This window comes from Corynebacterium breve (assembly GCF_030252165.1).
In the GTDB taxonomy this organism is placed as follows: domain Bacteria; phylum Actinomycetota; class Actinomycetes; order Mycobacteriales; family Mycobacteriaceae; genus Corynebacterium; species Corynebacterium breve.
The window spans coordinates 661318-674076 of the sequence record NZ_CP126969.1 but is presented as its reverse complement, the minus strand read 5'-3'; the positions used below and the strand labels follow the sequence as shown (position 1 = coordinate 674076).

The window sequence follows — 12759 nt, the reverse complement described above, 5'->3', positions numbered from 1 at the left end:
CCATTCGGCGGGCACCCGTTCCGCTGTTGGTCGTAAAGGTTTTCGATACGGCCGCTGCCTCCTTACGGGCACGGAGGTGAGCGATGCATGCGATCCGGACGCGCTCGCGCGCGAGGCCTCAGGTTCCCTGCACGAAAAACAGGCCCTCAGAAAAATCGTTTCGAATAAAGAAGTATCCGATGTTTGACGTCAGATAAAACAGGTCTTCGAGCTCTTCTGGCAGGTCGTAGCCAATAATCTGGCCGATAAAGGCGTAGCCCTCGAGCTCTTCGTAATCTTCGTTCTGCAGAAACTCCGGTTCGCCGCCGACGAAGCTGACCTCGTCATCGGTCTCCTGACCAGCGTTTTCGAACGCGTAGACAGGGCTGGTCGTGAATTTGAAGGCACCCTCGTCGGCGATGATTCCCCGCGTGTAGCGTTCGGCGAAAAACTCGGGCTCGTCGCTCGTGCCGTAATAGGAGATGTGATCGAGAAAATACTCGTCTTGATTGAAGTATGAGAAGCCGTACAGTCGTTTGTTGCCGTGCGCTAGGTGCTCTGGTAGTTCGGTGCCGAGGATGCGAGCAATTGCGTCGAGCGAGAAGCTCGCGATCAAGTGCAGCAGTTCTCCGGACTCCGACGTGATGTCATAGCGCTCGTTGAGCTCACAGCCGATGAGAAATTCTGCGTCTTGCGCATTGCTTGCTGGGATCATTGCGATGTTCTGTCTCTTCAAGGTAGCTGCCTTCCTCTGCCCTGGGGCTGATGCACGGTTAGGTGACAGGGTGTAGTCACGCAGCCAGTGCGGCTGGTGTGTTCATGATGGTCTCGAATTCGATCGGGGTCAAACGTCCCAGTCGTGGTTGTCTGCGTCGGCGGTGGTAGGTCCGTTCGATCCAGGTGACGATCGCGATGCGCAACTGTTCTCGGGTAGCCCAGGACTGGCGGTTCAGGACGTTGTTCTGTAGGAGACTGAAGAACGATTCCATGGCGGCGTTGTCGCCGGCAGCACCGACCCGGCCCATTGATCCAACCAGGTCATGACGGGCCAGGGCCCGCAGGAATCTCCTGCTTCGAAATTGCGATCCTCGGTCAGAATGAACCACGCAACCGGTAACATCGTGGCGTCGGGCAACAGCGCTTTCCAGAGCATCCACGGCCAGCTGAGACTTCATCCTTGAGTCGATGGAGTACCCCACGATTCGGTTGGAGTAGATGTCCTTGATCGCGCAGAGGTAGAGCCGGCCTGCAGCGGTGTTGTGTTCGGTGATGTCGACCAACCACAGTCGGTTTGGGGCGTTGGCGGTGAAGTTGCGGCCCACACGGTCGTCATGCACCGGCGGACCAGGCCTGGCCCTCTTGCCGCGGCGTCGTCGTTTACCGAAGGTGCTCCACCACTTGTTCTCGGCGCAGATCCGCCACGCGGTGCGATCCGCCATCGCCTCGCCTGCACTGCGGGCCTCATCAGCCAGGAGGCGGTGGCCGAACTCAGGATCGTCGCGGTGAGCATCAAGCAGTGCGTTTGCGCGATACGCCTCCACCACCTCGCTCTCGGTGATGGGGTCCTTCAGCCACCGGTAGTAGGGCTGGCGGGAGAGCTTCAGTACCCGGCACGTCACCGTCACGGGGATCCCGTCGTCGGCGAGCTCTTTCACGAGCGGGTAGAGCCTTTTCCCGGCAGGTTCGCCTGCGACAAATACGCGGCCGCCCGCCGCAGCACCTCGTTCTCCTGCTCCAGCAACCGGTTGCGCCTACGCAACTCACGCAGCTCCTCAGAGTCACTGCGTGTCTGGCCCGGCACCTGGCCGTCCTCGACCTTCGCGCGCTGCAACCATTTCTGCAACGTCATCGGATGCACACCAAAATCATTCGCGATCTGCTCGAGCGTCACCCCAGAATCACGGTTCCGGGCAACACGCACAACATCCTCACGGAACTCCCGCGGATAAGGCTTGGCCATAATGACATCCTTCCAGCCCACCCTCCCGGGCAAGCCAACTCAGATGTCACCTACTCATGCAGCAGCCCCAAATACTCAGCGGCACTTGCCAGCGACACGTAACCCTCACCGGGCACGGAATCAGAAAAAGCCACGTTGGACACAGTTATCTCCTTGAGATAGCCGTGTCTGACGTGGCTTAGTTCGGCATAACAATGCGACCAGAGCGGTTTAGTTGCCCTAGACAGTAAACAAAGCGGTACAGAGTTGTCAATCCGTGGGCGCTATTGTCCTCACATCGTCTTGCGTGAGGCTCACCCGACCTTGAGGCCGATCATTGACCGGTAACACACCCTTGAGGTGCTTACAAGCCGCATACAACGGTTCTTCGTCCGGGATCTGAGTAGCGCTCCAGGTGCCCTTGTGCCGACTGGAGAACACCACCCCGTAACCGGGCACGTTCGACACGTGCCCCAACAGGCACCCGCGCCAGCACCGGTACGTAGTAAAGGCCGTGGACTGGATAAGTTCGAAATCTATTGAGTCGTCGGTCACAGCCGGATACCCCTTCCAAGTTCCTTCATCACCTGTTCGGTCCTACCTTCTCGCACCTGAGCATAGATCTGGAGGATCGTAGTCAGGTCTTTATCCCCGATGATCTCCCCGACCACGTGCGGCTCAACGCCCTGCTCCAACAGCGCGGTTGTCACAAAGCGCCGCCCCGCGTGAGCGTGAACCCGCTTCACGATCCCGGCGCGTTCCCTCATGCCTGACAGCACCGTTCGATAGGACGTGTCCAAGACGTGCTTACCCGTCCGGGTGGTGGTCAACAGGTCTTCGGCCTTAGGGCCGGTGAAGGTCTCCAGGTGCTCCAGAACGTCCGGGTAGAACACTCGAAACAACGGAACCGTCCGCACACCAGCACCGGTCTTCGGGGAACCCATAGAGACCATTTCACCATTAATGCGCTGAACGTTGTCTTCTACCCGGACAGAGATCTTAAGTTCTTCCGGGCCGTACTCGCCAGCTGAAAGGGGCACGCGCTCAACGATGACGTGCCGCCTCTCCAGACCTAGCGCTTCTCCCACCCGCAAGCCGTGGAACAAGGTCAACGCGGTCACCACCTTGTAGCGCGCCGGGCATTCCCGGTACAGCGCGGTCAGTTCGGCAACGTCGAACAGGGGGCGCTCAAGTTTCGGCTTAGGCTTCCTCCTCGCCGCCTTGACGGTAATCGGGTTAGCGGGGATCACTTCGTCTTCCACAAGGTGAGCGAACGCGCTACGGAGGTGCTGATACGCCTTCGAGTTCATCTCCCCGGACTCAGGCCAGCGCTCTTCCACGGCAGACCACCATTTTCGGGCCTGTGCTGCCGTTACAGCGCTTACCGGCGTGCTAGCGAACTCCCGTACCGCTTTGGGGACGTTATCGCCTGTAATCCGTCGTTCTACCCGTTCCCGGTACTTCGTGAGCGTCGAAATCTTCAGGCCTTCGCGCTCTTTGTGCCTAAGCCACTCTTCGAGCCACACCCGGACGGTCAGAGCGTTCGACTCCGCTTCCGCGCGGGCTTCCGCTTCTCGTTGGGCCGGGGGCTTCCAGACTCCGAGATAGAGAGCTTTCTGTTCGGCCTCCAACCATGAGTAAGCGTCTCCCTTGAGGTGGAAAGTTGCCGGGGCTTTGTGAGTGAGACCGTCCGGGCCGGTGTAACGGGCCTGAAACTTCCCTGACTTTAGTTGTCGAACGTTGCCGAACGTTGACTTCGCCATGTCGTGCCGTGCCTTTCGTGCCAGATCCTGTGCCAGATGTCTGGCACGAACCGGGGTTTTCTGTCCTTTTGTGTCCAACTGCAAGATTAGGCAATCTGGGCTTTGACATGCGAAAACCCCGCTCACCGGGGGTGGTGGCGGGGCCTGATTGTGGTCCTAGCTGGGATCGACTTCTCCGCCTCCGCCGATATCGTTGCCCCGCAATTGCTGGGGTGCTTCCTCACTCACGGTGGCGTGACGGTGCGTTTGACCGAAGTCGAAGCCTACCTCGGTACAGACGACCCGGCCGCGCACACCTATCGCGGACCAACACCTCGGAACGCGGCGATGTTCGGTCCACCTGGACGGCTCTACGTATACCTGTCCTATGGGATTCACCTCGCGGGAAACATAGTGTGCGCGCCACCGGGCACCGGACATGGCTGTCTCTTGCGCGCTGGCGAGGTGGTGGCCGGTGAGGTCGTCGCAAAGCAGCGTCGCGGCGATATTCCTACTTCCAAACTCGCGCAGGGCCCCGGCAATTTGGGCAAGGCACTGGGGCTGAGTTTGGATGACAATGGCAGTGCGATCGACCTGCATGCACGAGGCGAGGAACCCGACTGGGTGCGTGGTCCTCGAATTGGTATCTCGAAAAACGCAGAAGCGCCGTTGAGGTTTTGGATTCCCAACGACGCTTCAGTCTCACGTTTTCGAGGCCGGCCGAAGAACTAGTTTTTCTTCTTCTTGTTCTTTTTTGTCTTTTCGGCCTTCTTGGCTGCCTTCTCCTCGTCGGATTGCTCAAGGCGCGCAGCGTAGTCCGGTACATAGCGGAACTCGCCACGTGGAGGGCGCACGTAGTCGCCGGAATCTGGCCGCTGCGGGATTTCCGGCAGTGGGCGATCGATCTTCTCGTATGGGATTGTCGAAAGCAGGTGTGCAATCACGTTGATGCGAGAGCGCTTTTTGTCCTCAGACTCCACGGTGTACCACGGCGCTGAAGGAATATCGGTGTGCACGAACATTTCGTCCTTCGCGCGGGAGTAGTCCTCCCATCGCGTGATCGATTGCAAATCCATCGGCGAGAGCTTCCAGCGTCGTAGCGGATCTTCCAAACGCGACTGGAATCGCTTGTACTGCTCTTCGTCCGACACAGAGAACCAGTACTTGCGCAGCATGATGCCGTCTTCGACGAGCAAACGCTCAAAGATTGGAGCCTGGTGAAGGAAGCGACGGTACTCCTGCGACGTGCAAAAGCCCATGACTCGCTCGACACCGGCACGGTTGTACCAAGAGCGGTCGAAGATCACGATCTCGCCCGCGGTTGGCAGCTTTTCAACATAGCGCTGGAAGTACCACTGGCCGCTTTCACGGTCATTAGGTTTTGGCAGCGCCTCCACGCGACAGGTTCGCGGATTCAGGTACTGCGTGATGCGCTTGATCGCGGAACCCTTGCCTGCAGCGTCGCGTCCTTCCATCACGATGACAACGCGAGCACCAGTTTCGACGACCCATTGCTGCATTGCGACGAGTTCAGCCTGGAGCCTCTTGAGCTCAGCTTCGTAAGCAACTTTTGAGAGCTTGGGTGGCTTTGTGCTGGACTTTTTAGCGGTTTTCTTTTGTCCCATGGTTGTTACGTTACCGGCGTGCTTCACAGAAAAGAAATGGGGATCACCCCACTATTCCGTGGAGTAATCCCTCTGCTGGCTCAAGTGTCTACTTTTCCACCTGAAATTCAGCCATCTCGTCCCATTCGGTTTTGCCTGGGATCAACGTGTTAATGATCGTCGGGGTTTCACGCAACAGCGTTGGGAAGAGCTCTTGGGCGGCGCGGAAGTGATCAGACTCTACATGTGCTTCTGCTGCATCGTCTTTGAAACTTTCAACGAGGATGTACTCGTCTGGGCGATCGGTGCTGCGGAACCAGTCGAAGAAGAGGCAGCCGTCCTCTGCGCGGGAAGCTTCTGTAAATTCAGCGACCTTCTCGCGGAAGTTTTCGACGTATTCGGGCAGGGGCAGGAATCGGACGTTAATCAGAATCATGCCAACGATGCTATCTGAAATTTGGAGCCTAGAAGAGGAAGTATTCAACCAAGTAGATGGTTCCATCCATGCGAGAGAGCGCTACGCCGAAGCCGTACCCGTCCATTGGGGCGGTCACTACGCCACCGCTCAGCCATGCGATGCGCTCCTGCGCTTGCTGCTCAGTCAGACGGTAAATGTTGCCGGTGCCGTCTTCATTATGTGTGGTGCCCTTGCCCACATCACCGTAGAAGGTTGCTTCCCCTCGGGCCGCCTGGGTGGCCCACTCGTTGGCTATCGCCTTGGCCTCCGCGTTGGCAACGTGGCCTTCACGGGTGAGCTGCTCTTCTGTTACCGCGACCAGCTGTGCATCGGCTTCGGTAGTGGGATCGGTGACCTCAGGAAGCCCATAGTGAGTTTCTTCTACGACTGGGGCAGCCTCAGGAACCGTTAATCCCCATGACGCCGCAAGGGTTATGACTTCCTTAGGAATCTCAGACTTCGCTGGTGACTGAGCCTGAGCGAACGGAAGGGACGACAAAATAACGGATCCCACAAGGGCTAAAGAAACAAGTGCACGGCTGAACTTCTTCATGGGTCTACAGTGCCACGTATTTTACCTGTATGACAGCAATTTTGGTCACATCCCGATAACGATTAGCCTTCCAGCTTCTCGCCTAGCTCAAGCCATTCCATCTCTAGCACTTCATGCTCAGCGCGCACCTCTGCAAGAATTTCGCTCAATTGGGTTAGTTTAGGCAGGTCCGGGTCATCGCTACCTGAAATTTCGGCAAGCTCTTCCTCAAATGTAGAGACTTTATCGGAGAGTTTAGCCATTTTCCGCTCAAGTGAATTCATCAGCTTCTTGATCTCGCGCTCTTCTTGCGAACTCAACCCAATTTTCTGCGCCTGCGGCTCAATGTCACGCTCCCCCAGATCCAGTTCACCGGTAGCGCCGCCCATTGCTTCACGACGACGCAGGTACTCTTCGATTCCCCCGACGAGGTTGGTCAGTTTCCCATCCCCAAACAGTGCCCACGTGGAATCTGCGATGCGCTCGATCAGGTAGCGATCGTGCGAAATGACGACAAGGGTGCCCGCCCAATTGTCCAGGAGGTCTTCGAGCTCCTGGAGGGTATCGATATCCAAGTCGTTGGTTGGTTCGTCGAGAAGCAAGAGGTTCGGCTCGCTCATCAGCACACGAGTGAGCTGCAGACGGCGGCGCTCGCCACCCGAAAGATCGCCTACCGGTGTCCGCTGTCGCTTCGGACTAAAGCCAAGGCGCTCCGCAAGCTGGGAGGCCGACACTTCCTTTTTGCCCAAGGTGACGTAGTTGGCTACGTCTTCGACAGCTTCGATAACCCGGCGGGCTGGATCAAGATCGTCAAGTTCCTGCTTGAGCCAACCAATGCGCACCGTTTGGCCCTCGACACGTTTGCCCGCAGCCAGGGGGTGCGCGCCCGCCAGTGTTTTCAGCAGGGTCGTCTTACCCGAACCATTTACACCGACCAGGCCTATTCGCTCCCCCGGTGCGAGTCGCCATGTCAGGCGATCCACCAAGGTGCGACCGTCTAGAGCATCGATACGCGCATCTTCAAGCTCAACCACAACCTTGCCTTGACGCTGCTTAGAAAAGCTGGTCAGCTCCACTTTGTCGCGCGGCGCGGGCACGTCCGCGATCAGCACCTCCGCCGCTTCAATCCGGTAGCGCGGCTTCGAGGTCCGAGCTGGCGCACCTCGACGCAGCCAAGCCAGTTCTTTCCGGGCAAGATTCTGGCGGCGCTGCTCGATGGCATCCGCCTGCCGAGCGCGCTCCGCTCGCGCAAAAGTCCAGTCGTTGTAGCCGCCTTCATATACATCGACGGTGCCATCGTGGACTTCCCAGGTGAGATTCGCCACGGTGTCTAGGAACCAACGATCGTGCGTGACAACGACAATGGCAATCTTACGGTTGAGCAGGTGCTCAGCGAGCCACTGCACACCTTCCACATCGAGGTGGTTCGTAGGCTCATCAAGCACGATCAGGTCAAGGTCTTGGACTAGAGCTGCGGCAAGATTCACTCGGCGGCGCTCACCGCCAGAAAGGTTGCCCACAGTGGAATCAAGGCCAAGATCGGCAACCCCGGTGCCCGAAAGCACCTCGCGCACTTTCGCATTAGAGGCCCACTCAAATGTCTGCAAACCCAGTGGCTCTACGACGATTTCCCCGATCGTCAGATCGTCGTCAAGATCGAAGCGCTGTGTGACCACCGCCATGCGCAGCTGCGAGTTGTGTGAAACGCGCCCTGAGTCAGGCTCTTCGATGCCGGTGAGAACCTCGAGAAGTGTGGTTTTTCCGCCACCGTTTAAGCCTACGACGCCAATTCTGTCGCCGGTTTGGACACCGAGCGAGACTTCGTCGAGAAGCGTCTTGAGTCCCCAAGTCTTGGACACATTTTCCATGCTGATGAGATTTGCCATGATGGTTGTTTATCTTAGGCGAATTCGGAGGGGTGGAAATAACCCACACTTTTTGATAATCGTTTTCATTATCGTTTAGTCTTTCTGGCATGTTCAAATACTCTCAGCGACTCATCGTCGTCCCACTGATTGCGGCCTCCCTAGCTCTCACCTCGTGCACGAACGGCAAGGCACCCACCGAGGCAGCACCTGAATCCGCAGACCAGCACACCGGCCACAATGAACACAACAAGGGCGAGCACCGCGAAGTGTCCGAGCTCAAACCACGCGTCGTGTTCTCCCATGACAACGGTCTAACCACCATCGACCCCGAAACCGGCGACATCATCAACGAAGTTGATCGCCCCGGCTTCCTCCGACTCAGCGGTGCCGGTGACGGTCGCCACGTCATGGTTACAGAGGGCGACAAGCTCCTCGTGTTTGACTCAGGCCTGATCGACCAGCCACACGGCGAACACTCCCACTACTACGAAGAAACGCCACGCCTCACCGATGTTTCCTACGACATCGAAAAGGCTGGACACGTCGTACCACACGACGGCTCGACTGCCCTATTCTCCGACGGGACCGGCGAAGTTACGGTTGTCCCGACAGATGCAATCGCGGACGCGAAGGCTTCCTCACGAACTATCTCCACAGGCGAGGCACACCACGGCGTGGCCATTCCGCTTGCCGACGACTCCCTCATCCACACCGTGGGTAACGAAGATGAGCGATTCACCATCCGGCAGGTTGATGCGCGAGGTGAAACTCTGACAGAAACCACCGAGTGCCCTAATATCCACGGCGAGGCTGCGTCCAGCGAAGGGTTTGCCTTCGGCTGCACCGACGGTCCCGTTGTCTTCCGTGACGGCGAGTTTCACAAGATTAAGTCCGATGGATACCAGCGCAACGGCAACCTAGCGGGCGCTGAAAACTCTCCGATTGTGTTGGGAGACAACAAGCTTGACGAGGACGCCGAGCAAGAGCACCCTACCTCAATCGCCCTCATCGATACCGAAAAGCTTGAGGTCAAAGAAGTCGAACTGGGTTCCACTTACTGGTTCCGCTCCCTGGGCCGTGGCCCCGGTGGGGAGGGCCTTGTACTGACTAACGACGGCAACCTCACGGTGATCGATGAGGAGACCGGCGACATCACCCAACGCATCGCAGCCATCGAGCCGTGGGAAGAGAAAGAAAAGTGGCAAAAGCCCGGCCCGATCCTCCAGGTAGCCGGTGAATACGCCTACATCACCGATGCTGAAAACCGCGAGCTCATCGTTATCGATCTCTTCGACAACGAAATAGTCCAGCGCCACGAGCTAGACTTCGCCCCGGTTGAGATGGCAGTAGCTACTGGATAACTTCGCGGCCTAGCGCCTATGTTGCAGCAGTGAGACTGTGTGCCGCAGGCGCAGGACCCCTTGCTGCAAACCCCTCGTACGCCACCGTCGATGTCAAAGCATCGACGGTCTTGCGTGCGTGCTCTTCATTTTCGCACAAGATGGCTACTGTCGGCCCAGAGCCGGACACAATTGCGCGCAATACGCCTTGAAGTCGTGCCTCGTGCAAGGTATTGCGCAAATTCGGGTGGAGCTTCACCGCAGCTGGTTGCAAATCATTATGAAGTACCCCGGCAACAGTCGCCGGCTCGCCGCTTACCAACGCTCGTGCAATCGCCGTCGTATCTAGGCGCGGAACCAGTGCCGGGTCGTTGTGGCGCAATTCGTCCAGATATTCAAAGACTCTGCCTGTGGACAGGCCTTCTTTCTGCGAGACAAACGCCCACCAGTATGTTCCTCGCGCCATCATGGGAGCGAGCTTGTCGCCCCTTCCCCGACCGAGTGCCGTACCACCCATCAAACAAAACGGAACATCCGCCCCGAGTGAAGAAGCAATCTCGGCATTGTCGTCGTCGGTAAGCGACGTACTTGTCCAGTATTCCAAGTATTCGTTCGCTGCAATCAACGCTGCCGCAGCATCCGCCGACCCGCCAGCCATACCTCCTGCTACGAAAATCGTTTTATCGACGAAGAGTCGCACGCGAGGAAGATCGACCGCGTGACGCTTCGCACGATCCCGATACCGCTCGACGACAGCATCGACTGCGCGCCAAGCCAAGTTATTCGGTCCATCGATGTCTTCATCCGGTTCATTGACGTGAAACGTAGTAGACATCGACTCCACGACAGATCCCGCCAGCACTCGGTCCGTCTCACCGTTCACGCGCAAGGTGACAGTCTCTGGGCGGTCGACTGCCTGAAAGACTGTGGCTAGCTCATGGTAACCGTCATCGCGCGCCTCGCCCACCCCCAAGTGAAGGTTCACCTTGCCGTAGGCGCGGGCTGCGAATTCGAGCTTAAAATCCGACATGGCTCACCTGCGCTAGTCGAACGTAATCGGCAACATCGAGCTTCTCGCCACGGATTCCAGGGTCGATATCGGCTTTGCGTAGCGCTTCTTCAGCTGATGCGCCAGAGCCATAAATACCTGTGAGGCATGCCCGAAGTGTCTTGCGACGTTGCGCAAATGCCGCGTCGATAAGCGGAAATACCTTGGGGCGCAGATCACGCGACCACCCCATGTCTTGCACGTCGATGCGAACTAGGCCTGACTCAATCTTTGGTGCGGGCCAGAACACGTTCTTGCCAATGGCACCTGCGCGTGTGACTTCACCGTAGAAAGAAGCCTTGACGCTGGGCACTCCGTAGATTTTCGATCCTGGAGCGGCGGCAAGTCGATCGGCAACCTCAGCTTGCACCATAACGAGGACCCGCCGGATCGTAGGAAATTCCTCCAACAAGTGCAGGAGTACGGGCACTGAAACGTTGTAGGGCAGGTTCGCTACCAATGCAGTCGGCGCTGCTGGAAGATCTTCGGCAGTGACCTTCAGCGCATCGATGTTGATCACGTCGAGTCGCTCGGCATAGTCCGCTGCACGCTCATTGACTGTCTGAGCCAAGCGTCCTGCTAGTCGCGGGTCAATTTCTACCGCGATAACGCGCTCCACAGTGTCAACGAGCCCGAGCGTCAAAGAACCCAAACCCGGCCCGACCTCAATCACCACATCATCGGGAGAGAGGTCAGCTGCCGCAACAATGCGACGAACCGTGTTTGGGTCATGGACGAAGTTTTGGCCAAGCTTCTTCGTCGGAGTGACATCCAATTCGGCTGCCAGCTCCCTGATCTCTACAGGGCCTAGCAGGTGGGAGTCAGAAGTGGTCATAGACTCCGAGATTAGCGGATGCCCAACTTAGCGGTGCAGGCAGGCCATGCGCCCCAGCCCTGGGAAGCTTGGGTCTTTTCAGCGATGGCGATCTGCTGCTCGCGGGTTGCCTGGTCGGCAGTAGGAGCATATGCGGTGCCACCGTATGCAGCCCAGGTGGATGGGGAGAACTGCAGGCCACCCTGGTAGCCATTGCCGGTGTTAATGGACCAGTTTCCGCCAGACTCACACTGCGCCAGGGAGTCCCATACAGAGCCACCTGCTACTGCAGGTGCTGGAGCTCCAGTGTTGCCCGAGGTGCTTGGTGCCGAGCTTTCAGAAGATTCGGAGCTGCTGGTGTCGGCCGCGGTGACGGTCTGAACTGGCGCCTTGGTGCCACGTGCAATCTTTGCTGGCTTTGCTGCGCGAATCTCGTCTTCGGAAACAACCTCTTCGGACTCGACCTTGCCGTTGACAATGGTCACGCGGTTGACAATTCGCTTTTCGCCCTTTTCGCCCTCTTCACGGACCTCTTCGGTGCCCTTTTCCAGCTCGGCATCATCTACGTACTCTGCTGGTGCTGCAAAGGTGACGTTCTCTGCGGTTTCCTTCACATCGACTCGGTCGATCTTGATTTCCTGGTTCGCAGAAACCGGGGTGTCCAGCGACGGGGTGACGCGGTCGAAGGAGTCGACGGTGACGCCACGGGAAGAAAGCAGCTCGCCAACAGTCTTCTTTGCAGCGGATGTGTAGGTAACGTTTCCGCCATCGTTGATCGCAACGATCTTCGGGGTGACAACGTCGAGCTTCAGGCCCTCGGTAACCGGTGCATCAAGATCAGCGTCGAAAGCGGAACCAGGATTCACACCGTCCAACTCGTTGACCAAGTCACCAACGGTAGACGCAGTGGAAGTCAGGGTCTTCTCTTCGCCATCAACGACGACGGCAACTGGCTTTGCAGTGCGAACGGTCACGGTGGTGCCGTCGGCAAGCTTCTCGGAAGGAGCCGGGTAGACGAGGTCCTCGGTGCCAACCTTCACGCCGGCTGCCTCAAGCGCGCCCTCGACGTCGCCGGAGAAAGTGGTCAGCTTCTGCTGCTGTCCGTTGACGTCGACGACGACATCCTTCTGTGATGCGCCCGCTACTGCGATGCCTCCAACGGCGAGGGTGCCCAAGACACCACCTGCTGCGATACGTACTGGCAAGGAGGTGAACTTGTTAATCCGCTTAGACGACATAGTAAATCGGTGTCCTCAAAATTGATCGGGGGCAAGAAAACGAACGGATCGATACGGCGATCCATAATCACTGCGAATAACGATACGATAACAGTCTGTTATTTTCCAGATCGTCACCCCCGAAACGATTCCACAATGCAACACCAATAACGCCTTTCACATGCGAAACAAGCCCCCTGCACAAACACATTTGTGACT

At 57.8% G+C, this 12759-nt stretch carries 12 protein-coding genes; 2 read left to right on the top strand and 10 right to left on the bottom strand.

Annotation, left to right across the window (positions count from 1 at the left end):
• Window positions 1-118 precede the first annotated feature (118 nt).
• From QP027_RS03380 to QP027_RS03370, 3 genes are all read right to left on the bottom strand, one after another.
• A complete protein-coding gene (locus tag QP027_RS03380; protein WP_284825987.1) occupies window positions 119-715 on the bottom strand; it encodes a hypothetical protein in 597 nt (198 codons plus the stop codon).
• A gap of 55 nt (window positions 716-770) precedes the next feature.
• A protein-coding gene (locus tag QP027_RS03375; protein ID WP_284825985.1) for an IS3 family transposase occupies window positions 771-1939 on the bottom strand; the annotation gives its coding sequence in 2 pieces (ribosomal slippage) (window positions 771-1652 and window positions 1655-1939; 1167 coding nt in all).
• A gap of 530 nt (window positions 1940-2469) precedes the next feature.
• Window positions 2470-3681 (bottom strand): tyrosine-type recombinase/integrase, encoded by a 1212-nt coding sequence (locus tag QP027_RS03370; protein WP_284825984.1) that lies wholly within the window; start codon window positions 3679-3681, stop codon window positions 2470-2472.
• Between the two features lie 150 nt (window positions 3682-3831).
• On the opposite strand from QP027_RS03370, the gene QP027_RS03365 reads away from it, so the two are divergent.
• Window positions 3832-4392, top strand: a complete 561-nt coding sequence (locus tag QP027_RS03365) for a DNA-3-methyladenine glycosylase (RefSeq protein WP_432418618.1) — start codon at window positions 3832-3834, stop codon at window positions 4390-4392.
• On the opposite strand, the gene ppk2 is transcribed toward QP027_RS03365, so the two are convergent.
• The 4 genes from ppk2 to QP027_RS03345 all read right to left on the bottom strand — a co-directional run bounded on the left by ppk2 (window position 4389) and on the right by QP027_RS03345 (window position 8139).
• Window positions 4389-5285: a polyphosphate kinase 2 gene (ppk2, locus tag QP027_RS03360; RefSeq protein WP_284825983.1), complete on the bottom strand. Its 897-nt coding sequence runs from the start codon at window positions 5283-5285 to the stop codon at window positions 4389-4391. The two genes, QP027_RS03365 and ppk2, sit on opposite strands and share 4 nt — an antisense overlap.
• An 88-nt stretch (window positions 5286-5373) precedes the next feature.
• Window positions 5374-5700, bottom strand: coding sequence for a putative quinol monooxygenase (locus tag QP027_RS03355; protein ID WP_284825981.1), 327 nt, complete (start codon window positions 5698-5700; stop codon window positions 5374-5376).
• 28 nt (window positions 5701-5728) lie between these two features.
• The gene (locus QP027_RS03350; protein ID WP_284825979.1) at window positions 5729-6274 is read right to left on the bottom strand and encodes a hypothetical protein; all 546 of its coding nucleotides are present in this window, start codon (window positions 6272-6274) and stop codon (window positions 5729-5731) included.
• 62 nt (window positions 6275-6336) lie between these two features.
• Window positions 6337-8139, bottom strand: a complete 1803-nt coding sequence (locus QP027_RS03345; protein WP_284825977.1) for an ABC-F family ATP-binding cassette domain-containing protein — start codon at window positions 8137-8139, stop codon at window positions 6337-6339.
• Between the two features lie 89 nt (window positions 8140-8228).
• Between QP027_RS03345 and QP027_RS03340 the strand changes: the two genes are divergently transcribed.
• Window positions 8229-9482 carry a hypothetical protein gene (locus QP027_RS03340; RefSeq protein WP_284825976.1) on the top strand — a complete coding sequence of 418 codons (1254 nt, stop codon included), beginning with the start codon at window positions 8229-8231 and terminating at the stop codon, window positions 9480-9482.
• Window positions 9483-9498: 16 nt separating this feature from the next.
• Here QP027_RS03340 and QP027_RS03335 read toward each other — a convergent pair whose 3' ends face one another.
• The 3 genes from QP027_RS03335 to QP027_RS03325 are packed head-to-tail and all read right to left on the bottom strand — an operon-like array spanning window position 9499 to window position 12561.
• Window positions 9499-10491, bottom strand: coding sequence for a 4-(cytidine 5'-diphospho)-2-C-methyl-D-erythritol kinase (locus tag QP027_RS03335; RefSeq protein WP_284825975.1), 993 nt, complete (start codon window positions 10489-10491; stop codon window positions 9499-9501).
• Entirely contained in the window at window positions 10478-11344 is an 867-nt protein-coding gene (rsmA, locus tag QP027_RS03330) for a 16S rRNA (adenine(1518)-N(6)/adenine(1519)-N(6))-dimethyltransferase RsmA (protein ID WP_284825974.1), read from the bottom strand. The genes QP027_RS03335 and rsmA overlap by 14 nt, the downstream gene beginning before the upstream one ends.
• 11 nt (window positions 11345-11355) lie before the next feature.
• Window positions 11356-12561 (bottom strand): resuscitation-promoting factor, encoded by a 1206-nt coding sequence (locus QP027_RS03325; protein WP_284825973.1) that lies wholly within the window; start codon window positions 12559-12561, stop codon window positions 11356-11358.
• Window positions 12562-12759 lie beyond the last annotated feature (198 nt).